Origin of the sequence: Streptomyces albus subsp. albus (assembly GCF_000719865.1) — a bacterium.
Lineage (GTDB): Bacteria > Actinomycetota > Actinomycetes > Streptomycetales > Streptomycetaceae > Streptomyces > Streptomyces albus_E.
This window is the reverse complement of sequence record NZ_JOID01000014.1, coordinates 22,277-43,824: the sequence shown is the minus strand read 5'-3', so window position 1 is coordinate 43,824 and position 21,548 is coordinate 22,277. Positions and strand designations below refer to the sequence as shown.

Annotated in this window: 21 protein-coding genes; 9 read left to right on the top strand and 12 right to left on the bottom strand. The window is 75.8% G+C overall.

The features are described from left to right. Positions 1–115 precede the first annotated feature (115 nt). Entirely contained in the window at positions 116–1,642 is a 1,527-nt protein-coding gene (locus IF83_RS0115240) for a BNR repeat-containing protein (RefSeq protein WP_078843515.1), read from the bottom strand. 457 nt (positions 1,643–2,099) lie between these two features. Here IF83_RS0115240 and IF83_RS0115235 point away from each other — a divergent pair, with 457 nt between their 5' ends. The 3 genes from IF83_RS0115235 to lnt all read left to right on the top strand — a co-directional run bounded on the left by IF83_RS0115235 (position 2,100) and on the right by lnt (position 7,620). After that, positions 2,100–4,727: an ATP-dependent Clp protease ATP-binding subunit gene (locus tag IF83_RS0115235; RefSeq protein WP_078843500.1), complete on the top strand. Its 2,628-nt coding sequence runs from the start codon at positions 2,100–2,102 to the stop codon at positions 4,725–4,727. A 209-nt stretch (positions 4,728–4,936) separates the two neighbouring features. Further along, on the top strand, positions 4,937–5,848 hold the full coding sequence (locus IF83_RS0115230) for a DMT family transporter (RefSeq protein WP_051722797.1): 912 nt from the start codon (positions 4,937–4,939) through the stop codon (positions 5,846–5,848). A gap of 164 nt (positions 5,849–6,012) precedes the next feature. Continuing rightward, complete coding sequence (gene lnt, locus IF83_RS0115225) at positions 6,013–7,620, top strand: apolipoprotein N-acyltransferase (protein WP_030544715.1); 1,608 nt, start codon at positions 6,013–6,015, stop codon at positions 7,618–7,620. Here lnt and IF83_RS0115220 read toward each other — a convergent pair. After that, positions 7,526–8,467, bottom strand: coding sequence for a Gfo/Idh/MocA family protein (locus tag IF83_RS0115220; RefSeq protein ID WP_244177086.1), 942 nt, complete (start codon positions 8,465–8,467; stop codon positions 7,526–7,528). The genes lnt and IF83_RS0115220 overlap by 95 nt on opposite strands. Next, positions 8,461–9,843: an FAD-dependent monooxygenase gene (locus tag IF83_RS0115215; RefSeq protein ID WP_078843499.1), complete on the bottom strand. Its 1,383-nt coding sequence runs from the start codon at positions 9,841–9,843 to the stop codon at positions 8,461–8,463. Before IF83_RS0115215 ends, IF83_RS0115220 begins: the two co-directional genes overlap by 7 nt. A 92-nt stretch (positions 9,844–9,935) precedes the next feature. Here IF83_RS0115215 and IF83_RS0115210 point away from each other — a divergent pair, with 92 nt between their 5' ends. Beyond that, complete coding sequence (locus tag IF83_RS0115210; RefSeq protein WP_030544712.1) at positions 9,936–10,568, top strand: TetR/AcrR family transcriptional regulator; 633 nt, start codon at positions 9,936–9,938, stop codon at positions 10,566–10,568. Positions 10,569–10,672: 104 nt separating this feature from the next. Next, positions 10,673–11,125 carry a hypothetical protein gene (locus IF83_RS0115205; RefSeq protein WP_051722795.1) on the top strand — a complete coding sequence of 151 codons (453 nt, stop codon included), beginning with the start codon at positions 10,673–10,675 and terminating at the stop codon, positions 11,123–11,125. Here IF83_RS0115205 and IF83_RS0115200 read toward each other — a convergent pair. From IF83_RS0115200 to IF83_RS0115170, 7 genes are all read right to left on the bottom strand, one after another. Further along, positions 11,113–11,583 (bottom strand): hypothetical protein, encoded by a 471-nt coding sequence (locus IF83_RS0115200; protein WP_030544710.1) that lies wholly within the window; start codon positions 11,581–11,583, stop codon positions 11,113–11,115. The two genes, IF83_RS0115205 and IF83_RS0115200, sit on opposite strands and share 13 nt — an antisense overlap. 216 nt (positions 11,584–11,799) lie before the next feature. Further along, a complete protein-coding gene (ung, locus tag IF83_RS0115195) occupies positions 11,800–12,468 on the bottom strand; it encodes a uracil-DNA glycosylase (protein WP_030544709.1) in 669 nt (222 codons plus the stop codon). 197 nt (positions 12,469–12,665) lie between these two features. Next, a complete protein-coding gene (locus tag IF83_RS35650) occupies positions 12,666–13,082 on the bottom strand; it encodes an aldo/keto reductase (RefSeq protein WP_030544708.1) in 417 nt (138 codons plus the stop codon). A 145-nt stretch (positions 13,083–13,227) separates the two neighbouring features. Next, positions 13,228–13,977 (bottom strand): SDR family oxidoreductase, encoded by a 750-nt coding sequence (locus IF83_RS0115185; protein WP_078843514.1) that lies wholly within the window; start codon positions 13,975–13,977, stop codon positions 13,228–13,230. Positions 13,978–14,010: 33 nt separating this feature from the next. Continuing rightward, the gene (gene fabG / locus IF83_RS0115180) at positions 14,011–14,772 is read right to left on the bottom strand and encodes a 3-oxoacyl-ACP reductase FabG (RefSeq protein WP_030544706.1); all 762 of its coding nucleotides are present in this window, start codon (positions 14,770–14,772) and stop codon (positions 14,011–14,013) included. A gap of 510 nt (positions 14,773–15,282) precedes the next feature. Beyond that, the gene (locus tag IF83_RS0115175; protein ID WP_030544705.1) at positions 15,283–15,672 is read right to left on the bottom strand and encodes a DUF3037 domain-containing protein; all 390 of its coding nucleotides are present in this window, start codon (positions 15,670–15,672) and stop codon (positions 15,283–15,285) included. Next, positions 15,669–16,451 carry a HipA family kinase gene (locus IF83_RS0115170; RefSeq protein WP_030544704.1) on the bottom strand — a complete coding sequence of 261 codons (783 nt, stop codon included), beginning with the start codon at positions 16,449–16,451 and terminating at the stop codon, positions 15,669–15,671. Before IF83_RS0115170 ends, IF83_RS0115175 begins: the two co-directional genes overlap by 4 nt. 163 nt (positions 16,452–16,614) lie before the next feature. On the opposite strand from IF83_RS0115170, the gene IF83_RS0115165 reads away from it, so the two are divergent. The 3 genes from IF83_RS0115165 (at position 16,615) to IF83_RS0115155 (ending at position 18,384) form a co-directional block, all read left to right on the top strand. Then, positions 16,615–17,130 (top strand): Rieske (2Fe-2S) protein, encoded by a 516-nt coding sequence (locus IF83_RS0115165; RefSeq protein ID WP_030544703.1) that lies wholly within the window; start codon positions 16,615–16,617, stop codon positions 17,128–17,130. Positions 17,131–17,498: 368 nt separating this feature from the next. Further along, positions 17,499–17,966, top strand: coding sequence for a pyridoxamine 5'-phosphate oxidase family protein (locus tag IF83_RS0115160; protein ID WP_030544702.1), 468 nt, complete (start codon positions 17,499–17,501; stop codon positions 17,964–17,966). A gap of 28 nt (positions 17,967–17,994) precedes the next feature. Further along, positions 17,995–18,384 (top strand): EamA family transporter, encoded by a 390-nt coding sequence (locus IF83_RS0115155; RefSeq protein ID WP_078843498.1) that lies wholly within the window; start codon positions 17,995–17,997, stop codon positions 18,382–18,384. Here IF83_RS0115155 and IF83_RS0115150 read toward each other — a convergent pair. After that, entirely contained in the window at positions 18,375–19,706 is a 1,332-nt protein-coding gene (locus IF83_RS0115150) for an aminotransferase class I/II-fold pyridoxal phosphate-dependent enzyme (protein WP_030544700.1), read from the bottom strand. The genes IF83_RS0115155 and IF83_RS0115150 overlap by 10 nt on opposite strands. A 37-nt stretch (positions 19,707–19,743) precedes the next feature. Between IF83_RS0115150 and IF83_RS0115145 the strand changes: the two genes are divergently transcribed. After that, positions 19,744–20,406, top strand: a complete 663-nt coding sequence (locus tag IF83_RS0115145) for a pyridoxamine 5'-phosphate oxidase family protein (protein WP_030544699.1) — start codon at positions 19,744–19,746, stop codon at positions 20,404–20,406. Positions 20,407–20,448: 42 nt separating this feature from the next. On the opposite strand, the gene IF83_RS0115140 is transcribed toward IF83_RS0115145, so the two are convergent. Then, positions 20,449–21,459 (bottom strand): DMT family transporter, encoded by a 1,011-nt coding sequence (locus IF83_RS0115140; protein ID WP_244177085.1) that lies wholly within the window; start codon positions 21,457–21,459, stop codon positions 20,449–20,451. Positions 21,460–21,548: the final 89 nt, after the last annotated feature.

Sequence of the window (21,548 nt, the reverse complement as noted above, 5' to 3'; positions counted from 1 at the left end):
CCCGCCGTGCCCGTCAACGCTCTCACGGTCCCCGGCCGGGCGCGGCCCGGGACGGCCGGTGATGCCGCCGTCCGGGGCTGCGGGACTCCGGCGCCGGTGCGGGGCGCGGGCCCGCTCAGCCGGGCAGGGCGAAGTCGATGACGTGGAGGGGCGAGGGCGTGGTCCCGGTGGACCTCTCCTGGTACAGGAAGGAGAGCACGCCGTCCCGGGCGAGCCGGGTCTCGTCGAGGACCACCTCGCCGAAGGCGTTCAGCCCGCTCGCGTCGTACAGGACCTTCCAGTCGGTCCAGCCGGAGGCGGCGGAGGCGGCGGCGATCCGGCCGAAGGGCAGGATCGCGTAGGCGTTGTCGTGGCCGTCGAAGGCGAGCTTGGTGCGCTGGCTGGACCGCAGGGGCTCCGGGATCTCCGTCTTGTGCCAGGTGCCGGCGGCGTCGCGGCGGACGTGGAAGGCCCGGCCGTGGTCCACCCGGTCGCGGACGTAGTCGGTGCTGCACCGGCCGAACCGGCCGGGGACGTAACTGATGACCGCGTGCGGGAGGTTCCGCGAGTCGGTGGCCTGGCTCTCCTGGTTCATCAGCGCGTGGTCGGGGCCCAGCGGGTCGGCGATGGTTCCGGGGTCGCCGACCGCGACCCGGTCGCCGCCGCCGGTGGTCCCCACGACCGTGCCGGCCGCGTTGCGCCAGGTGCGGCCCCGGTCGGTGGAGCGGACATAGCCGGTGTCGTGGTTGGTGAGCCCGCCGCCGGCGCACAGGACGGCGCTGTTCCCCTCCCGCCAGGTGTAGAAGGCGTGCAGGGTGCCGTCGGCGCTGTAGTCGATGCCGTGCAGGTACATGTTGCGCGTGGTGCTGGAGCCGTGCTCGCCGGTGTACGTGCCGGTGGAGCTGCTCCACTCGCCGAGCGCCCGCCAGCTTCCGCCGTCGTACTCGGCCAGGCCGTTGCGGCCGTTGCCGGAGACCCCGGCGCGGTAGCTGAGCTGGAGCGTACCGCCGGGCGCGGCGATGAACTGCGGGTAGGTGAACCGCTCGGTGAGGCGCAGCCCGTCGAGGCTTCTCTGCACGGGGCCGAGGGCGTCCCGCCGCCAGGCCCGCGCGGCGGGTTCGCTCATCAGGCCGGCCTCCGACTTGACGTAGTACAGCCCGTCGCTGTGCGAGTCCATCAGGATGTGCAGCCGGCCGTCGGCCGCGGAGACCCCCATGGAGATGACGTTGTGGGAGTCGTCGGCGGTCAGCTTGTGGTCGAGCGTCAGGGTGTGCCAGTCGGTGGTGCCGAGCGCGCGGCGGGCGATGACGGCGCTGCGGTCGGCGGTGTACCAGGCGGCGTACTGGTGGCCGCGGTGGGTGAGGAGGCCGTTCTTCTGGAACGAGTTGTTGTTGACGAGGCCGTTGTACGACACGAAGTAGAGGGCCCGCTCGTCGAGCCGGGTGTCCGAGATCAGCCGGACGGACGGGCCGGGGGCGGCGGCCCGCGCGGAGCCGGCGACCCCGGGTAAGGCGGTGGCGGCCGAGAGCAGCGCCCCGGCGAGCAGGGCGGTGGCGAGGGTGAGGGTCCGCGGCGTCCTCGGCCCGCTCCCGGCCCGCCGGGTGCGGTGGGCGGCGGGTGTCCGGGCGGCTCGCGGGATCCTGGGGGTCCTGGGCGTCCTCATCGCGGTCTCCTGGGGGTGGGGGGTGAGGGCGGGGGTGATGGGGTGGCGGGAGCGGATGCCGGTGCACGCGGGCAACGGGGTCCGTCGCAGGACGGGGCCACGCCCCCGGACCCGCGCCTCCGGGCCGGGCACGGGCGCCGGGGGCCCGGGCCCGCCGGGCCACGGCCGCCGGGCCACACCCGCCGGGGCCCGTCCCGGCGGGGCGCCCGGGCGGTGCCCCGGGCGGACTCTTCCACGCCCGGCCCCGCGACGGCAGAGGGCCGCCCCCTCCCGCCCCCTCCCGCCCCCTCCCGCCCTCTTCGTCCGGGGCGTCCCGCGGCGCTTCCCGGCCGGGCCGGACCGGGATCGGCGGCCCGGCGGAGGTGTCGGCGCGGCTGAGCGGGAAACCCGCGCAGAAGCCGCACTGATCGACGACAGACCGGCCCCGCACGTGGTGGGCCGGCGGGACGGATGGCCTATGACCAGCGGATACACGGGTCCGGAGGACTACGGCCGGGACCCGATCGGAGACTTCCTCGCGCGCTTCCTCGGCGCCGCGGCGGCCGGGCGGCCGCCCGGTCCCCGGTATCTGGACTTCGGCCGCCTCATGAGCGAGCCGGCCAGGCGGCTCGTGTCCAGCGCGGCCACGTACGCGGCCGAGCACGGCAGCCCCGATCTGGACACGGAGCATCTGCTGCGGGCGGCCCTCACCACCGAACCGACCCGCGCCATGGTGTCGCGGGCCGGCGCCGACCCGGACGAGATCGTCGAGGAGATCGACCGGATCGCCGACGAGGGCCCGCCGCGGAACACCGTGTCGGTGAGCCCCGCCGTCAAGCGCGCCCTGCTCGACGCCCACGAGGTCGCCCGGTCCACCGGGGCCTCGTACATCGGCCCGGAGCACGTCCTGATGGCCCTCGCCATCAACCGCGACTCCGCGGCGGGGCAGATCCTGGACGCCGCGCACTTCGACCCCAACCACGGCGCGCAGCACGGCGCGACGGCCGCGCCGGGAGCCCCCGAGCACACCCAGAGCCCTCCGGGGCCGCAGGAACGGAACACCCCGAACCTCGACAAGTACGGCCGCGACCTCACCGAGCAGGCCCGGGAGGGGCGGATCGACCCGGTGATCGGCCGGGAGGAGCAGATCGAGCAGACCATCGAGGTGCTCGCCCGGCGCGGCAAGAACAACCCGGTGCTGGTCGGAGAGGCCGGCGTCGGCAAGACCGCCGTGGTCGAGGGACTGGCGCAGCGCATAGCCGACGGCGATGTCCCCGACGTCCTCCTCGGCCGGTGCGTGATGCAGCTCGACCTGGCCGGTGTCGTGGCCGGCACGCGCTACCGCGGCGACTTCGAGGAACGGCTGACCGGGATCATCGAGGAGATCCGGGCCCACTCCGACGAGTTGATCATCTTCATCGACGAGCTGCACACCGTCGTCGGCGCGGGCGGCGGATCCGAGAGCGGCCCGATGGACGCGAGCAACATGCTCAAGCCGCCCCTGGCCCGCGGCGAGCTCCACGTCATCGGGGCGACCACGCTGGAGGAGTACCGGCGGCACATCGAGAAGGACGCGGCGCTCGCCCGCCGCTTCCAGCCGATCATGGTGCCCGAGCCGGACACCGCCGACGCGGTGGAGATCCTCCGCGGCCTGCGCGACCGCTACGAGGCGCACCACCAGGTGCGCTACTCCGACGAGGCCCTGGTCGCCGCCGTCGAACTCTCCGACCGCTATCTCACCGACCGCTTCCTGCCGGACAAGGCGATCGACCTGATGGACCAGGCGGGCGCCCGGGTCCGGCTGCGCTCCTCCACCCGCGGCACCGACGTCCGCGCCCTGGAGCGGGAGGCCGAGCAGCTCGCCCTGGACAAGGCCCAGGCGGTCGCCGCCGAGGAGTACGAACGCGCCACCCAGCTGCGCGACCGGATGGCGGAGGTGGAGCGCCGGATCGCCGAGGGCCGGAGCCGGGAGAAGAAGAAGCAGCCCTCCGGCAGCCGGATCCCCGAGGTCACCGTCGAGGACATCGCCGACGTCGTCTCCCGGCAGACCGGCATCCCCGTCAGCAGCCTCACCCAGGAGGAGAAGGACCGGCTGCTGGGCCTGGAGGAGCACCTGCACCACCGGGTCGTCGGCCAGGACGAGGCCGTCACCGCCGTCGCCGACGCCGTGCTGCGCTCCCGCACCGGGCTGGCCAGCCCCGACCGCCCCATTGGCAGCTTCCTCTTCCTCGGCCCCACCGGTGTCGGCAAGACGGAGCTGGCCCGCGCGCTGGCGGAGGCGCTGTTCGGCAGCGAGGACCGGATGGTCCGGCTCGACATGAGCGAGTACCAGGAGAAGCACACCGTCAGCCGGCTGGTCGGCGCGCCGCCCGGCTACGTGGGGCACGAGGAGGCCGGGCAGTTCACGGAGGCGGTGCGCCGGCACCCGTACTCGCTGCTGCTCCTGGACGAGGTGGAGAAGGCGCACCCCGACGTCTTCAACGTGCTGCTGCAGGTGCTGGACGACGGACGGCTCACCGACGCCCAGGGCCGCACGGTGGACTTCACCAACACGGTGGTCGTGATGACCAGCAACCTCGGCTCGGAGGCGATCACCAAGGGCACCTCCCTGGGCTTCGGGGCCCCCGGCGCGGACACCGACGAGGAGGCGCGCCGGGAGCGCGTCCTGCGCCCGCTGCGCGAGCACTTCCGGCCGGAGTTCCTCAACCGCATCGACGAGGTCGTCATCTTCCGCCGGCTCGCCGACGAGCAGCTGCGGCGGATCACCGACATGCTGCTCGACGAGACCCGGCGGCGGCTGCACGCCCAGGACATCGGCGTCGAGTTCACGCCGGAGGCCGTCGACTGGCTGGCGCACCGCGGCTATCAGCCCGAGTACGGGGCGCGCCCGCTGCGCCGCACGATCCAGCGGGAGGTGGACAACACCCTCTCCCGGATGCTGCTGCGCGGCGAACTCAGCCCGCACAGCGGGGTGCGGGTCGCGGCCGGCGACGGCGGCCTGGTCTTCGAGCGCTCCGGCGGCGGGGCGGGGCAGGGCGGCTCCGGGGCCGGGCCGGACTCCGGCTCCGACTCCGGCTCCGGCTCCCGCTCCGGGACGGAGACCTGAGGGTCCCACCGGACCGCGCGCCGCGTTCCCTCCGGGGCGCCGGTCTCCCCCTCCGGGCTGACCGGCGCCCCGGCCGTACTCCCCCGGCGGTACACGCGGTCACCACGGTGGGACGACGACAACGCGGCCGGGACCCGGAAGTCTTGGGTCATGGATGACAACGGCAGACGGGGACAGGCGCGCGGCGGACCGCTCCGGGGGCGGCCGGCATGAGCGACCTGGTGCTGTCTGTCGTCCTGGCCGCCGTGTCGGCCGTCTGCTACGCGGCCGCGGCCGTCCTCCAGGAGCGGGTCGCGGCGGCCGCCCGGCGGCCGGGGCCGCCCGGGCGGAAACCGCTGTGGCGGAGCACCCGTTGGTGGGGCTCGGTGGCGCTCAACGGCTCGGGCTCGGTGCTGCACGTCCTGGCGCTGGGGTTCGGGCCGCTCTCGGTCGTCCAGCCGCTGGGCGTGCTGACGCTCGTCTTCGTGCTGCCGCTGGCCGCGCTCTGGGTGGGCCGGCGGGCGGGCCGGACCGGGTGGCGCGGGGCCCTGCTGGTGTCCGCCGGACTGGCCGGGCTGCTGGCGCTGACCGCCGCACGGCCGGCCCGGACGCTGAGCGGCCCGGACCAGCTGACCCTGGCCGTGGTGACCCTGGTGGTCTTCCTGGCGCTGGTGGTGACGGCTTGGGGGACCGAACGGCCGGGGGTGCGGAGCGCGTTGATGGCGGCGGCGGCCGGAGCGGCCTTCGGGACCGCCTCGGTGTTCACCAAGACCGTGGCCGCCGACTGGAGCCCGGCGGCCCTGGTGGAGCGGACGCCGGCCGTCGCCGTGACGGCCGCGCTCGCGGTGATCGGGCTGCTGGCCTCCCAGGCGTCGTACCGGGACGGCGGGCTGGCCGCGCCGCTGGCCACGGTGACCGTCGTCAATCCGGTGGTGGCCTCGGCGGCCGGTATCGCCCTGCTGGGCGAGGGTTTCCGCTACGGGGCGGCGGGAGCCCTGCCGGTGCTTGCCGCCGCCGTGGTCACCGTGTACGGCCTGGTCGTGCTCACGGTGCGCCGGGAGGGGGCGACGGGCGGCCGGGCCGCGGCGGAGCCGGACCGGCCCCCGCTCCCCCACGCACTGGTACCGGCGTCCCGGCCCTGAGACGCCGCGCCCCGGACCGGCCCGGTCCCCTTACCCGTGCGGCACGGGCGCGTGCATCCGTTCACGGCGGGAACACCCGGACGGAGACGGTGGGCTGTCCCCCGCCGCCGCTGTGCCGGACACTGTCCGCACACCGGCAGCGGGCCGGTACGCAGGGAGGACGCATGCGGGTGACGGGCGGCGGCAAGGGGAGTCCACTCGGCTCCCCCTGGTGGCGGGGGGCCGCCGCACTGGCGGCGGGGGCACTGCCGGCCCTGACCTTTCCGGCGCCGGGGCTGTGGTGGCTCGCGTACGCCGCCCTCGTGCCGTGGCTGCTGCTGATCCGCTCCGCCCCCACGGGGCGCCGCGCGGCGCTCGACGGCTGGCTGGGCGGCGCGGGTTTCCTGCTGGCGGTCCACCACTGGCTGATGCCGAGCCTGCATGTCTTCATCCTGCTGCTGGCCGGGCTGCTGGGACTGCTCTGGGCACCCTGGGGACTGCTGGTGCGGCGGCTGCTGGCCGGCCGGCCCGGCGCCGGTCCGGTGGCGGCCGCCCTGGTGCTGGTGCCGTCCGGGTGGCTGATGGTGGAACTGGTGCGCTCCTGGGAGTACTTGGGCGGTCCGTGGGGGCTGCTCGGCGCCGGGCAGTGGCAGGTGCCGCCCGCCCTGCGGCTGGCCTCGCTCGGCGGGGTGTGGCTGGTGAGCCTGCTGCTGGTGGCGGTGAACACCGCGCTCGCCGTACTGATCGCGGTGCCGGGCGCCCGCCGTGCGGGGCTGGCGGGCGTCCTGGTGTGCGCGGCGATGGCCGGTGCGGCCTGGGTGGCGGCGCCGTTGCCGGAGCGCGCGGGGCAGGCCCGGATCGGCCTCGTCCAGCCGGGGATCGTCGACGGGGTGGGCAGTGTGGACCGGCGCTTCGACCGGGAGGCCGGACTGACCCACCGGCTGGCGGGGCGCCGGGTGGACCTGGCGGTCTGGGGCGAGAGCAGCGTGGGCCGGGACCTGCGGGACCGCCCGGACCTGGAACGGCGGCTGGCGGCCCTCTCCCGCGAGGTGGGCGCCGGGATCCTCGTCAATGTGGACGCCCGCCGCTCCGACCGGCCGGGGATCTACAAGAGTTCGGTGCTGGTCGGCCCGGACGGGGTGACCGGGGAGCGCTACGACAAGATGCGGCTGGTTCCCTTCGGCGAGTACGTCCCGGCCCGCTCCCTGCTCGGCTGGGCCACCTCCGTGGGGAAGGCCGCGACCGAGGACCGCCGCCGCGGCACCGCCCCGGTGGTGACGGAGACGCCCGCGCCCGTGCGGGCCTCCGGCGAGCGGCTTCGGATCGGGCCGCTGGTGTGCTTCGAGTCGGCGTTCCCGGACATGAGCCGCCATCTGGTCCACGAGGGCGCCGAGGTGGTGATCGCTCAGTCGGCGACCTCCTCGTTCCAGGAGAGCTGGGCCCCGCGGCAGCACGCCTCGCTGGCGGCGCTGCGCGCGGCGGAGACCTGGCGGCCCTTCGTGCACGCGACCCTGACCGGGGTCAGCGCGGTGCACGGGCCGCGCGGTGAGCGGATCGGCGTCCGGCTCGGCACGGACAGCGGCACGGCCGCCGTCTACGAGGTGCCGCTCGCCCGGGGCACCAGCCCGTATGTGCGCTTCGGTGACTGGGCGGTGTACGGAGCCGTCTTGGCGCTCGCCCTGTTCTGCCTCCGGGAGGTCATCCGGCGGCCGTCCCGCCGCCGCCCGTCCCCGACGCCGCCGTCACCACCCGTTCGCACAGCTCATGCGTCGCCAGGGCGTCCTCGGCGGTGAGCAGCTCGCCCGCGCGCACGGCGTCCAGGAAGAACAGCGCCGCCTGCTCGATGCCGCGCTGCCGGGCGACCGGCACCCAGTCGCCGCGGCGGCGCACACTGGGCTGGCCCTTGTGGTCGGTGATCTCGGCGAGGTTGGCCACCTGGCGCTTGGTGTCCTGCCCGGAGACCTCCAGGATCTCCTCCGCCGAGCCGCTCATCCGGTTCATCACGCCGAGGGCGGTGAAGCCGTCGCCGGACAGCTGGAGCACGGCGTGGTGGAGCAGCCCGTCCCGGACCCGGGTGCGGACGTCGACGTGCTCGGCGGGGCCCGGCAGCAGGAAGCGCAGGGTGTCCACGACGTGGATGAAGTCGTCCAGGACGAACGTCCGCGGGTCCTCGGGCAGGCCGATCCGGTTCTTCTGCATCAGGATCAGGTCGCGCGGATGGTCGCGGCACTGCGTGTAGCCGGGTGCGAAGCGGCGGTTGAAGCCCACGAAGAGGCTGACCCGCCGCTCGGCCGCCAGCCGGACGATCCGCTCGGAGTCGGCGTAGTGGTAGGCGATCGGCTTGTCGACGTAGACCGGCACCCCGGCCTCGACGAGCCGGGTGACGATCCCGGCGTGGGCGCTCGTCGGCGCGTGGACGAAGACGGCGTCCGGGCCGGCTCCGAGGAGGGAGTCCAGGGTGGCGTGGCGCTGCCGCTCCGGGACGCGGTGGCTGTCGCCGACCCGCGCCAGCGTCTCCGGGGAGCGGGTGTGGAGGTGGAGTTCGACGCCCGGCTGGGCGGCGAGCACCGGCAGATAGGCCTTGCGCGCGATGTCCCCGAGCCCGATGCAGCCGACTCTGAGCGGGGAGGTGTTCACCAAGGCTCTGCTCCCGGTCCCTCGTGTCCTGCGTCCCGCCGGCCCCGGACGGCCGGAGGGTTCCGTGGGCGGTCAGCATACGGGGGACGCGGCGGGCTCCAGTCGGCGATGCCGTCGAGGCTGCGCAGGACCAGGCGGGAGCCGAGCTTGCCGGCGGCCGCGAAGAGGACGGAGCGCAGGGCGCAGGCGGGGGCCGACGACCAGGTGGTGAGCCGGCCGACGCGGCCGGAGCGCCGCACGACGTCCATCGTGCGGTCCAGCCGGGCTTCCGTATAGGCGGCCAGGGCGCGGACGGTGTCCTCCGGGCCGGTGCCGCCGGCAAGGCCGCCGGGCGTCGCCCGGGCGGTGAGGAGCGCGAGGACGACGGCGTCCTCGACGGCCTGGCAGCCGCCCTGGCCGAGGTTGGGTGTCATGGGGTGGGCGGCGTCCCCGACGAGGGCCACCCGGCCGCGGTGGTACGCGGGCAGTGCGGTCGCGGCGGCGTACACGTCGTTGCGCAGGACGTCCCCCGGCGGGACGGCGGCGAGAAGCGCCGGGACGGGGTGGTGCCAGCCGCCGAAGAGCCGGAGCAGCTCGGCCCGCTCGTCGTCGGCCGCCCTGCCGCCGGCCGGGACGGCGGCGGTGGCGAAGGCGTAGACCCGGCCGTCGTGCAGCGGGACCGTCCCCCAGAGACGGCCGCGGCCCCAGGTCTCGTGGGGCTCGAAGGGCTGCTCGGGCGTGGGAGCGACGAAGCGCCAGGCGGTGAACCCCGCGTAGCGGGGCCCGGGCGCGTCCGGGAAGAGGGCGCGCCGGGCGGCGGAGTGGATGCCGTCGGCGGCGACGACGAGTTCGGCGTCCAGCGCGGCGGGGGGCGCGGCGCCGGACGGGGATGCCGCCTCCGTGCCGGTGGGCCCGGCCGGGGCGGAGCTACCGCCGTCCCGGCCGGCTGCGGCGCCGGCTCCCGCGGCGGTCACGGTGACGCGGGCGGGGCGGTCCGGACCGCCGGGGTCGGTGACCTCCCCGGCGACCCCTGTCCGCACGGAACCGGCGGGCAGCCGGGAGCGCAGCAGGTCGACGAGGGCGGCGCGGTGGGCGATCACGACCGGGCCGCCGAAGCGCTCGGCCGCCGCGTCGCTCGTCGTACGGGAGAGCCAGCGGCCGCCGGGCAGCCGCAGCCCGCCGCCCGCCTGCCACGCGGACATCGCGCGGACGTCGTCGCCCGCGCCGATGACGTCCAGCGCACGCTGGGCGTTGGGCGCGAGCGCGATGCCCGCTCCGACGGGCTCCAGGGCGGCACCGCGTTCGAGGACGGTCACGGACCAGCCGTGGCGGTGCAGTGCGGCGGCGGCGGTGAGCCCGCCGATTCCGGCGCCGATGACGACGGCTCGGGGCTGGGACATGGTCCCTCCATGGATTCCCACGACTTCACTACAGGTGTAGTTGACAAGCCGGAGCGTACTACAGCTGTAGTGAGAGCGGTAGATTGGGCGGCATGGTCACCGGAACACGCGGAGCTCCCCGCGCCTCCCGCCCCGCCCTGGTCGCCGACGCGGCGATCGGCCTGCTCGCGGAGCGGGGTCTGCGCGGACTGACGCACCGGGCGGTGGACGAGGCGGCCGGGCTGCCGCAGGGCTCCACCTCGAATCTCGCCCGCACCCGGGCAGCGCTGCTGGAGCTCACCGTCCAGCGGCTGGCGGAGCGCGAGCGCGCCGTCCTCGTGCCGGGCGACGGCACGCTCTCCCCGTCCGGTGGCCTCGAGGGGTTGGCGGACACACTCGCCGCAGCCCTCGACGGCTATCTCTCCGGGCACCGCCGGCTGCTGGTCGCCCGCTACGAACTGGCCCTGGAGGCCACCCGCCGGCCGGAGCTGCGGGCCGTCTACGACGCCCGGGGCCGGGTGTTCCGGGAGATGGCGGAGGGGATGCTGGCCGCCGCCGGCTCCCGCGCCCCGCGGCGCCACGCCCTCTCCCTGGTCGCCTGGTGCGACGGGATCCTCTTCTCCTGCACGGCAGGGTCCTTCCACACCACCCGACCCGACCGGGAGGAACTCCGGGAGAGCATCCGGGAGTTGCTGGGCGGAATGCTCGTCTCCGGGCCGCGGCACGACGCTGCGCCGTACGGGTGACGGGCCGTCACTCCACCGGGCGCCTTTCCCGGCGCCCCGCACCGGTCCGGAGGGCGGCGCAGCACGCTGATCCCGTGCGCCCACGAACAGCAGCGTTCCTTCTGATGACCCCGCTTCTGGCCGGCTGCGTCTCCGTCTCCGGCGAGCCGACGGCCGCCGTGAGCCGCGGCGCGGATCCGGCGGCGGCGACCCCGGGCCCCGGCCCCACAGGGGCCCGCGCACCACGGCCCGCAGTCCCCCGTGAGTCCCTGGGGACGGCCGATCCGGACGCCACCCCGCGCGGGCCGCGCGGGACCGGCGCTCCGCCGCCGGCGCGCCCCCGCCCCGGCCCGCCGCTCCCGGAAGCCCTCCGCCCCGACGAGCGGCCGTCCCCCGCCGGCCCGCCCCGGCCGGAGCATCCCCGCCCGGCCGAGCGGCCGGCACCGCAGCGGTCCGCCACCCGGATTCCGCCGCCGCCCCGCCCCGGCGCGGGCGTCTGCGAGCTCGGGGAGCGCTACGGCCGCTGGGAGCCGGGCAGCAGGCAGGCCCGGATCTGCCGGCACTTCTACGGCGACTGACCGGCGCCGTCCGCCAGCCGCGTCTCCAGCCGGTCGATCGCGGAGAGCACGCCCGCGGCGTACGGGCCGGTGGCGGCATCGCCGGTGTCGAGAACGGCCGAGGCGGCGCGGGCCCGGGCCAGCTCGGCCCGCGCCCGCTCCGGCCGGCCCAGCTTGGCGTAGTCCGCGGCGAGGTTGAGATGCAGCGAGGGGTAGAAGCCGCGGAGCCGCACGGCCGCGTCGTGCTGCCGCACCCGCTCGTCCGAGAGCGAGTCCGCCGCGGCCAGGGCCCGCAGGTCCCACTCCAGCTCGCGCTCGGGATCGTCCTGGGTGTCGGCCATGTAGTGGGCGATGGTGCACCGGTGCAGGGCGTCGCCGTCCTCGCCGGTCTCCTCCCACAAGAGGGCGAAGCGGTTGCGGGCCTCCTCGCGGTCCCCGGCGTGCAGGAGCATGACCACCTGCCCGATCCGCGTCATCATCGGGTCCTCGCCGCCGCTCTCCCGCTCGGCACGCCCCCGCTGCTCTTCCTCCACCGCCGCCTCCGGTCCTTCCCGTGCTCCGTCGTCCCCTTGGGCCACCGTCACTCCGTCCTCCACCGTTCCGTCCCGCTCCCTCCGACGCTAGCCACCCCGCCGGAACCCCGCCCGGTCACCGGCCCACCCGGCGCAGCGGACGGGCCGGAGGGGGGGCGGCGCTCAGCCCAGGTCCGGGATGCGCCAGTCGATCGGGCTGTGGCCGTGGTCGGCGACGGCCTTGTCGATCTGGCTGAAGGGCCGGCTGCCGAGGAACTTCTTCGCCGACAGCGGCGACGGATGCGCCCCCTGCACCACGGTGTGCCGCCCGGTGTCGATCAGCGGGAGCTTCTTCTTGGCGTAGTTGCCCCACAGCACGAAGACGGCCGGGTCGGGCCGCGCGGCGACGGCGCTTATCACGGCGTCCGTGAAGCGCTCCCAGCCCTTGTTCTTGTGGGAGTTCGCCTCACCGGCCCGGACGGTCAGCACCGCGTTGAGCAGCAGCACCCCCTGCTCGGCCCAGGGCATCAGGAAGCCGTTGTCCGGGACCGGGTGGCCGAGGTCCTCCTTGAGCTCCTTGTAGACGTTCCGCAGCGAGGGCGGGACCCGCACCCCGGGGCGGACCGAGAAGCACAGCCCGTGGCCCTGGCCCTCGCCGTGGTACGGGTCCTGCCCGAGGACGAGCACCTTCACCCGGTCGTAGGGCGTCGCGTGCAGCGCCGCGAAGACCTCCTCGCGCGGCGGGTACACCGGCCCGGCCGCCCGCTCCTCCTCGACGAAGGCCATGAGCTCCGCGAAGTACGGCTTCTCCAGCTCCTCGCCGAGGACGCCTCGCCAGGACTCGGGCAGCATGTCGGTCACGTCAACAACCTCCGGGGTCGATCGGAACGGTTCCCAGAACGTACCGGCGCGCACTGACAACGCCCCGCCCGGGTGCGGGAGAAGACCCCCGGGACGGCGGGAGAACGGGCCGGCGCCCCGGCCTCTCCGCCCCGCGCCCCGCTCGCCGTCCCGCTTCCCCGTCCCCCCACTCCCCGTCCCCGCCCCCGTCAGGCCGCGTCCAGCCGGGCCCGCGCCTCCGGGTCCGGGTCCAGCTCGGCGGCGGCCAGCAGCTCGTCCAGCTGGGCCACCGCTGCTGACCCCCAGGACCGGCAGCACGGGCACGCGCCCGCCGAGCATCCAGGCCCGCACCACCTGATTCGGGGTGGTGCGCGTACTGCGGCGGCAGCTCCTTGTCCTCGCGGGTGTAGGCGCCCGAGCAGGAGTTCGGCCTCGTCGCCGGTGACGCCGTCGCTCCAGCAGGGATAGCTGTCCGCGGTGTCGAGGAAGGTGCCGCCCGCTTCCGCGAACCGGTCGAGGATCGCGAAGGACGTCTCCTCGTCGACGGTGGTGCCGAAGGTCATGACGCCCAGGCAGAGGGCGCCGGCCTCGGGCCCGGCGCCGCCGGCGGGCTTCTGGTACCGCATGTGCGCGTGTCCCTCCGGGAACCGTGCCGGACCGGGGGCCGGAAAAGCCCCTCGGTGCGGACCCGGACGGGCCCGCACCGAGGACTGTGCCGGTTGGAGCGCACACGAGGTCAAGCGACGGCGTGCCCGCGGACCTCCGGGGGTCTCAGCCGACGCCCGCGTTGAGGAAGATGCCGCCCTCGACGACGAGCGTCTGCCCGGTGATCCAGCCGGCCCGGTCCGAGAGCAGGAACTCGGCGGCGCCGCCGATGTCCTCCGGGGTGCCGAGCCGCTTGAGCGGGTAGGCCGCCGCGGCCTCCTCCTCGCGGCCCTCGTAGAGCGCCTGCGCGAACTTCGTCTTGACGACGGCGGGGGCGATCGCGTTCACCCGCACGGAGGGCGCGAACTCGTGCGCGAGCTGGAGCGTCAGGTTGACCATGGCGGCCTTGCTGATGCCGTAGGCGCCGATGAAGGGCGAGGCGGAGACGCCGGCGACGGAGGCGATGTTGACGATCGCGCCGCCGTTCTCCCGCTGCCAGGCCTTCCAGGTGAGCTGGGCGAACGCGAGCGCCGAGACGACGTTGGTCTCGAAGACCTTGCGCGCCACGTTGAGGTCGAGGTCGGCGATCGGCCCGAAGACGGGGTTCGTGCCCGCGTTGTTGACGAGGTAGTCGACCCGGCCGAAAGCCTCCATCGTGCGCTCGACGGCCTCCGCCTGGTGAGCCGGGTCGTGGGCCTTGCCGGCCACGCCGATGACCCGGTCGGCGCCGAGCTTCTCCACGGCCTCCTTGAGCGTCTCCTCGGTGCGCCCGGTGATGCACACCCGGTCGCCGCGGGCGACGAGCGCCTCGGCGATGCCGTAGCCGATGCCGCGGCTCGCTCCGGTGATGATCGCGGTCTTTCCGCTGTCCTGCACGTCGGCAGTCATCTCTTTCCGTTCCCCTGCTGGTTAGTTGAGCGGGCCGCCGGCCACGTACATGACCTGGCCGGAGACGAATCCGGCGGCGTCGCCGGTGAAGAAGGCGATCGCGTTGGCGATGTCCTCGGGCCGGCCGACGCGCTGGACGGGGATCTGCGAGGCGGCCGCGGCCTGGAAGTCCTCGAAGCCCATGCCGACGCGGGCGGCGGTGGCCGCGGTCATCTCGGTGACGATGAAGCCGGGGGCGACGGCGTTGGCCGTGACGCCGAACTTGCCGAGCTCCTTGGCCAGGGTCTTGGTGAAGCCCTGCAGACCCGCCTTCGCGGTGGCGTAGTTGGCCTGGCCGCGGTTGCCGAGCGCCGAGCTGCTGGAGAGGTTGACGACCCGGCCGAACTTGGCGTCGACCATGTACTTCTGGCAGGCGCGGGTCATCAGGAACGCGCCCTTGAGGTGCACGTTCATCACGGTGTCCCAGTCGCCCTCGGACATCTTGAACAGCAGGTTGTCGCGGAGCACCCCGGCGTTGTTGACGAGGACGACCGGCGCGCCGAGCTCCTCGGCCACCCGCGTCACGGCGGCCTCGACCTGCTCGGCGTCGGAGACGTCGCAGCCGACGGCGAGGGCGGTGCCGCCGGCGGCCGTGATCTTCTCCACGGTGTCCTTGCAGGCCGCCTCGTCGAGGTCGAGGACGGCCACGGCGCGGCCCTCCTCGGCCAGGCGTACGGCGGTGGCCGCGCCGATGCCGCGGGCACCGCCCGTCACAATGGCGACGCGCTGCTCGGTGGTGGACATGCGGGTTCTCCTCGCGCTCGGATGCGGGTCCGGCCCACCGGCCGGCCGGCCGCGCCGGCGGGCGCGGGCACTGCGGGCCGAGCAGGTGAGCAACCGCTTAGTAGGTCTTCGGCGAAACGCTAGAAGCCCTGGCACTCCGTGTCAACGGCCTGTCGCCGCGAGGCGCGCATGTCACAGCCCGGAGAACGGCCGCTCTCTGCCCCACCGGCCCTGCCGGGACACCCGCACGGCCCCGCCCGGTGCTTCGGCGAGCAGCGAGCGGCAACGGGCGGGTGGGAGGGAGGGAAACACCCCGCGCGCAGCGCGAAGACGGCCCGCACCTTCAGGTCCCAGGGTTCCAGGGAGCCCCCGCGCGCAGCGCGAGGACGGGGCCCCGCACCCGTCCACGCATCCCGGCCGCAGGCCCCGCCCCGCCGGGATGCGGACTGTAACGGGCGGGTGGGAGGGCAGCACCCGCGCGCAGCGCGAAGAAGCGGCCCCGCACCCGTACACGAACGCCGGCCGCAGGCCTCACCGCACCAGCAGCTCCAGCAACCGCTCCGCCTCGGCGGTGGGATCGGCCGTCAGCCCGGTGTGCACCGGACCGGGCTGGACCACCGTGCTGCGCGGGGCCACCAGCCAGCGGAACCGCCGGCCCGGGTCCTCCTCCGCGGCCCGCCCGGCCCCGCCCTGGCAGAACTCCTCGTCAGCGCGGAGCGCCGCCCGCACGCCCGCGGTGTCGGCCAGCGGGTCCAGGGCCCGCAGCCGCGCCTCGTCGAGGTGGGTGCGGACCACGACGAGGGACCGCGCCCGGCAGTAGACGGCCACGCCCGCGTTGAGGCACTCCCCGCGTTCGATCCGCGGCACCACCCGCAGCAGCGCGTACTCGAAGACGTCGCGCCCCTCCGCACCCGCGCTCACCGGGCCGCCCTCTCGCCGTCCCGGCCCGCGGGGGCGGGCAGGAGGTTCTCGTGGACGGTGCGGGACCGGCGCAGCAGGATCTCGGCGTAGGCGCGGCGCAGCGACTCCGGGCCGTCGAAGCCGGGCTCGCCGTCCAGCCACGCGTCGGGCACCTGGGCGGTGACCTCGGCGAGCAGCTCCGCGGTGACCCGGGGCGCGAGGTCGGCCGCGGCCCCGCGGACGTCGGGGCGGAACCGGGCGAGGACGTGGTCCGAGGCGTCGTACGGCCGCGCCGCGGCCTTCGGCGCCGAGGGCCAGTGGTGGTGCCAGATCATGGTCGCTCCGTGGTCGATCAGCCAGGGTTCCCCCTGCCACACGAGCAGATTGGGGTTGCGCCAGGAGCGGTCGACATTGCCCACGAGCGCGTCGAACCAGACGACGCGGCCGGCGTCGGCGGGTGTCATCTCCCAGCCCAGCGGGTCGAAGCCGAGGGCGCCGGAGAGGAAGCGGACCCCCAGGTTCGGCCCGCCGGCCTTGAGCAGGTGCTGCACCTCGGGGTCGGGCTCCCCCAGCCCGAGCACGGGGTCGAGCCGGACGACGGCCGGCTCCGGGACGCGCAGCCCCAGCCGGCGGCCCAGCTCCGCGCAGATCACCTCGGCGACCAGGGTCTTCCGGCCCTGCGCGGCCCCGGCGAACTTCACCACCCAGAGGCCGGTGTCGTCCGCTTCGACGAGGCCCGGCAGCGAACCGCCCTCCCGCAGCGGTGCGATGTAGCGGGTGGCGGTGACGTCGCGCAGCATCCCCCCAGATTACGGCGCCGGCCCGGGCGGCCCGGCACGGACCCGGCGGCGGGGCCCGCACGGGCGGTGAACACCGCGCGGCCCCGCTGCGTACAGGTCGGTGGGAGCGGCTGTCACCGGGGCAGGTCGCGTACAGCGCCTCAGCGAAAGGGACGTACTCACCATGACGGGATCTCAGGGCTCCGCGCGGAGCACCAGCCGCCGCGCCGTGGTCGCAGCCGCCGGGGCCGCCGGTCTCACGGCGGCCCTCGCCGCCTGCGGCGACTCGGGTGACTCCGGGGCCGGGGCACAGCAGCCGGCCGGCGACGCCGGGGCGCCCGAGGCGGGCGCGGACACCGGTGCCGGTGCCGGCGAGGCGGGCGGGGAAGCCGGCGGGGAGGTGGCCGGCGGCGGTACGGAATTGGCGAAGACGGCGGACATCCCCGAGGGCGGGGGCAAGGTCTTCCCGGACCAGAAGGTGGTCGTGACCCAGCCGACCGCCGGTGAGTTCAAGGCCTTCTCCGCGACCTGCACCCACCAGGGCTGCGCGGTCAAGGACGTGACCGACGGCCTGATCAACTGCCCCTGCCACGGCGCCAAATACAGCGCGCTCGACGGCAGCGTCAAGGGCGGACCGGCGCCGAAGCCGCTGCCGCCGGCGAAGATCACCGTCCAGGGTGACTCGGTGATGCTGGGCTGAGTCCTCCCGGCCGCCCCTCGGGCGGGGACCCGCCGGTGCGGAGCAAGCCGCCCGTGGTGGCCGCGGAGGGCACGGTGCGGCACGGCGCGCCCCGGGGAGAGGGGCAACGGAAGGGCGGACGAGAGAAGAAGGGGAAGGGAGGGGAAGGCCACGGGCGCTGTCGCGTCGCCGGGCCCACGGCCCCGCGCACACGGCTTCCGCACGGCGTCCCCCTCCAACGGCACCCCCGCGCCACCGGCGCCTCGGCCCGCGAACCCCGCCGCGGGTCTCCCCCGCCCCCGGTGCGGCAGGGCCGGCATTGCGCACCCCGCGCCGAGACCGCATGCTGTCCGGACCCCTGATCACCACCAGCACGGAGGACGGACGAGATGACCGCCACCCAGCGGCGGGGCCGCCGGATCATGATGAGCCCGCAGGAGCTGGACGTCTTCCTCGCCGGGCAGCGCACCTGCCGGGTGGCCACGGTCGGCGCGGACGGCCGTCCGCACGTCAGCGCCCTCTGGTTCTGCTGGGACGGCACGTCCCTCTGGCTCTACTCGCTCACCCGCAGCCGCCGCTGGGCGCAGCTGCGCCGCGATCCGCGGGTCGCCGTGATCGTGGACGACGGCGAGGAGTACGGCGAGCTGCGCGGCGCCGAGCTGTCGGGGACGGCGGAGTTCGTCGGGGAAGTGCCGCGCACGGGCGAGCCGTGCCCCGAGCTCGACGCACCCGAACGGCTTTTCGCCGCCAAGTACTTCGGACTGGACGAGCTGCCGCACGACGGGCGGCACGGCTGGCTGCGGCTGACCCCCGAGGCCGTCGCCTCCTGGGACTTCCGCAAGATCCCGCAGACCTGAGGCCTCCGCGAGCTACGCCGTCGGCTGGATCCGCGTCCGGCGCAGCCCGGCCGACCGCACCGAATCCCGTCTGGCCATGCCGAGCGTCCGGTTGCTGCTGGGCACCGCGCAACCGGCGCTCGTCACACCGCTGTTCACCTCCGCCCCGTCCTCCTTCCCGCTGGTGCCGCTGCCGGCCGTGACCGCGCTCGGCGCGCTCGGCACCGGAGCGGCCTGCCTGGTCCAGTACGGGCTGGTCGCGGAGGTGGGGCCGACGACCGCGCGGATGGTCACGTACTTCATCCCCGTCATCGCGACCGCCGCCGGTGTGGCGCTGCTCGACGAGCGCCTCGACCGGAACACGCCGGCCGGGGCGCTGGTCGTGCCGGCCGGGGCGGCGCCGGCGCAGAGCCGGCCCCGCCGCCGCTCTCAGGCGTAGCGCCCCGCGGGTGGCGGGCCGGCCGCCGCCGCCAGCGCCTCCGCCACCTCCTCGGTCTCGTCCCGGGACAGCGGCGACACGGTCACCCGCACCCCCGGCGGCGAGGCCGTGCGGAAGCGCGCGCCGGGAGCGACGGCCCAGCCGGCCCGGAGCAGCCGGGCCACCGCGCCGGTCTCGTCGGGGACGGGCACCCAGACGTTCATCCCGCTCCGGCCGCGCGCCGCGATCCCCCGCCGTCGCAGCGCCGCCACCAGGGCCTCGCGCCGGGCCCCGTAGGACCGCGCGACGGCCGCCGGGTCCACCGCGCCGGGCCGCCACAGCTCCGTCACGGTGTACTGCAGCAGATGGCTGACCCAGCCCGGGCCGAGCCGCTGCCGGCCCCGCACCCGGTCGACGGTGAGCGGGTCCCCGGTGAACACGGCGAGCCGCAGGTCCGGGCCGTAGGCCTTGGCGGTGGAGCGGACGAGGGCCCAGTGCGGCACGCTTCCCGCGAGCGGGTGGAGGGGCAGGTCGACGATGCCGTGCCCGTGGTCGTCCTCGATGAGCAGGGTGCGCGGGTGGCGGGCGAGGACGGCGCGCAGCTCCGCCGCCCGCGCCGCGCTCACCGCGGCCCCGGTCGGGTTCTGGGCGCGGCCGGTGACGACGAGCGCCCGCGCTCCCTCCCGCAGCGCGCGGCCCGCCTCGCCGGGCAGCGGCCCCTCGTCGTCGACCGCGACGGGCACCGCGCGCATGCCGAGCGCCGGCACGAGGTCCAGCATGCCGCCCCAGCCGGGGTCCTCGACCGCCACCGCGTCGCCGGGCCGGAGATGGGCCGCGAGCACGCGTTCGATCGCGTCCAGGGAGCCGGAGGTGACGCCGACGGGCCCGTCCGGCACTCCGTCGGCGTCCAGCTGCGCGCGGGCGGCCCGGGCCAGGTCCGGGTCCACGGTCGGGGACCCGTACAGGACCGGCCGCCGCGCGGAGCGGCGGGCGGCTTCGGCGAGCGCGGGGCCCAGCGGGGGCAGCAGGGCCGGGTCGGGATTGCCGGTGGACAGATCCCGCCCGCCCGGGGGCGCCTCGACCCGGAGGGATTCCCGGGGGGTGGTGGCCGGGCGGGCGCGCACCCGGCTGCCCCGCCGGCCATCCGTCTCGATCACGCCGCGTTCGCGCAGCAGGCGGTAGGCGGCGGCGACCGTGTTGGGGTTGACGCCCAGCTCCCCGGCGAGCTCCCGCAGCGGCGGCAGCCGCTCCCCGGGGGCGAGGGCTCCGGCGCCCACGCCCTCCTCCACGCTCGTCACGATCTCGGCTGCGCGCCGCCCCTGGATCCGGTAATCTCCTAGCACAAAACATAGTATGCACTAATACAAAGGAGAGCGCACCATGCCGGGGCCAGTCCCTTACGAACCGAGCGAGCGCACCACCCCGACCCGGGCCCGCCACCGGGCCTCGTACGACCGCGAGGTGGTGCACGCGATCCTCGACGAGGGCTGGGTCTGCCACCTCGGCTACATCCGCGACGGCGCGCCGGTCGTCCTGCCGACGATCTACGCCCGCGTCGGCGAGCGCCTGTATCTGCACGGCTCGACCGGCTCCCGCCCGCTGCGCGCGACGGAGGAGAGCGGGACCGGCCTGCCGGTGTGCGTGACCGTGACCCATGTCGACGGCCTGGTGCTGGCCCGGTCGGCCTTCCACCACTCCGTCAACTACCGCTCCGTGGTGGTCCACGGCACCGCCCGGAGCGTCCTCGGCGAGGAGGAGCGGGCCGCGGCCCTGGACGCCCTGGTCGACCAGGCCGTGGCCGGCCGCTCCCGGGACACGCGCCCGCCGAACGCCAAGGAACTCGCAGCCACGTCCGTCATCTCCGTCGACCTGCGGGAGGTCTCGGCGAAGATCCGCACCGGCGGGCCGAACGACGACCCGGAGGACCTGGACCTCCCCCACTGGAGCGGGGTCGTCCCGGTCTCCACCACCCGCGGCGTCCCCCAGCCGTCCGCGGACCTGGCCCCGTCGGTCGCTGTCCCCGCCTACCTCACGGCCCGCTGAGCCCCCGCCGGCGGCGGCGCCCGCGCGGCGGGGGCACGGAACTCACCGCCGCCGCACGGCGGTCCCGGACCGGCGCGGCCCGCCGCGTCCGGGACCGCCCGGGCGGGCCGGGCCGTCCGCCGGGCCGCGGACCGGAGCCGCTGTCCGCGTCTCCGCGACGGCCAGCCCGGCCACCGCCGCCAGCAGCAGCCCGGTGCCCAGCAGCATGGGGCCGGTGAGCCGCTCACCGAGGACGGCCACCGCGATGACGGCCGCGGCGACCGGTTCGATCAGCATGACGACCGCGGTGGTGGCGGCCCGGACGACGGCCGCGCCGGCGAAGTACAGGGAATAGGCCAGCGCGGTCGGCACCGCGGCCATGTACCCCAGCAGGCCGAGCACCCGCACGGGCTCCTCCATGTGCGGCAGCAGGCCTTCCGACAGGCCCCAGGGCAGCAGGCAGACCATGCCGACCGCGAGCGCCCAGGTCGTCGTGGAACGGTGATCCGCCCGTGCCCCGTCCCGGCCCAGCCACCGGGCGAGCAGACCGACCCCGGCGTATCCGGTCGCGGAGAGCAGCGCCAGAGCCACACCCGCCGGCCGGACCGTGCCCCCGCCGCCGCCCAGCACGAGCACCACGAGGCCGGTGAGCGCCCCGGCCACCGCGGCCAGGCCGCCGCGCCCGAGGCGCTCGCCCATCAGCAGCCGGGCGCCGGCGGCGATCAGCACCGGGCCGGCACCGAGGGTCACCACGGTGCCGACCGCGAGTCCGGTCTCCAGCACGGCGGCGAAGTAGGCGGTCTGAAACAGCGTCATACCGCACCCGGTGCCGAGGACGCGCAGCCACCGCCGGCCCCGGGACTCGGGAGCCGCCGGCGTCCGCCGTGCGGACCGAGCGGGCCGCGCGGCACGCAGCGCCGACCAGCCGAGCATCAGGAGCAGCCCGCCGGCGCAGCGCCAGAAGGACAGCGCGACGGGGCCGAGATCACCGGCACGGTGGAGCAGGGCGGCGACCGCTCCGACAGTGCCCCAGGCGGCACCGGCCACGACGAGGGAGAGGAGGGCCCGGCCCACGGACGGACCGGAGGACGCCGGGGACGGGAGGGAAAGCGAGGGAAGAAGGGGGGAGGAGCGCACGTGAGGTTCTCCACGGAAGACGAGGA

What these genes read in the sequence shown, in the direction of transcription:
- IF83_RS0115240 (WP_078843515.1), bottom strand. Translation starts at nt 1,642, where the DNA reads ATGAGGACGCCCAGGACCCCCAGGATCCCGCGAGCCGCCCGGACACCC.
- IF83_RS0115235 (WP_078843500.1), top strand. Translation starts at nt 2,100, where the DNA reads ATGACCAGCGGATACACGGGTCCGGAGGACTACGGCCGGGACCCGATC.
- IF83_RS0115230 (WP_051722797.1), top strand. Translation starts at nt 4,937, where the DNA reads ATGAGCGACCTGGTGCTGTCTGTCGTCCTGGCCGCCGTGTCGGCCGTC.
- lnt (WP_030544715.1), top strand. Translation starts at nt 6,013, where the DNA reads ATGCGGGTGACGGGCGGCGGCAAGGGGAGTCCACTCGGCTCCCCCTGG.
- IF83_RS0115215 (WP_078843499.1), bottom strand. Translation starts at nt 9,843, where the DNA reads ATGTCCCAGCCCCGAGCCGTCGTCATCGGCGCCGGAATCGGCGGGCTC.
- IF83_RS0115210 (WP_030544712.1), top strand. Translation starts at nt 9,936, where the DNA reads ATGGTCACCGGAACACGCGGAGCTCCCCGCGCCTCCCGCCCCGCCCTG.
- IF83_RS0115205 (WP_051722795.1), top strand. Translation starts at nt 10,673, where the DNA reads ATGACCCCGCTTCTGGCCGGCTGCGTCTCCGTCTCCGGCGAGCCGACG.
- IF83_RS0115200 (WP_030544710.1), bottom strand. Translation starts at nt 11,583, where the DNA reads ATGATGACGCGGATCGGGCAGGTGGTCATGCTCCTGCACGCCGGGGAC.
- ung (WP_030544709.1), bottom strand. Translation starts at nt 12,468, where the DNA reads ATGCTGCCCGAGTCCTGGCGAGGCGTCCTCGGCGAGGAGCTGGAGAAG.
- IF83_RS35650 (WP_030544708.1), bottom strand. Translation starts at nt 13,082, where the DNA reads ATGCGGTACCAGAAGCCCGCCGGCGGCGCCGGGCCCGAGGCCGGCGCC.
- fabG (WP_030544706.1), bottom strand. Translation starts at nt 14,772, where the DNA reads ATGTCCACCACCGAGCAGCGCGTCGCCATTGTGACGGGCGGTGCCCGC.
- IF83_RS0115170 (WP_030544704.1), bottom strand. Translation starts at nt 16,451, where the DNA reads ATGCTGCGCGACGTCACCGCCACCCGCTACATCGCACCGCTGCGGGAG.
- IF83_RS0115165 (WP_030544703.1), top strand. Translation starts at nt 16,615, where the DNA reads ATGACGGGATCTCAGGGCTCCGCGCGGAGCACCAGCCGCCGCGCCGTG.
- IF83_RS0115160 (WP_030544702.1), top strand. Translation starts at nt 17,499, where the DNA reads ATGACCGCCACCCAGCGGCGGGGCCGCCGGATCATGATGAGCCCGCAG.
- IF83_RS0115145 (WP_030544699.1), top strand. Translation starts at nt 19,744, where the DNA reads ATGCCGGGGCCAGTCCCTTACGAACCGAGCGAGCGCACCACCCCGACC.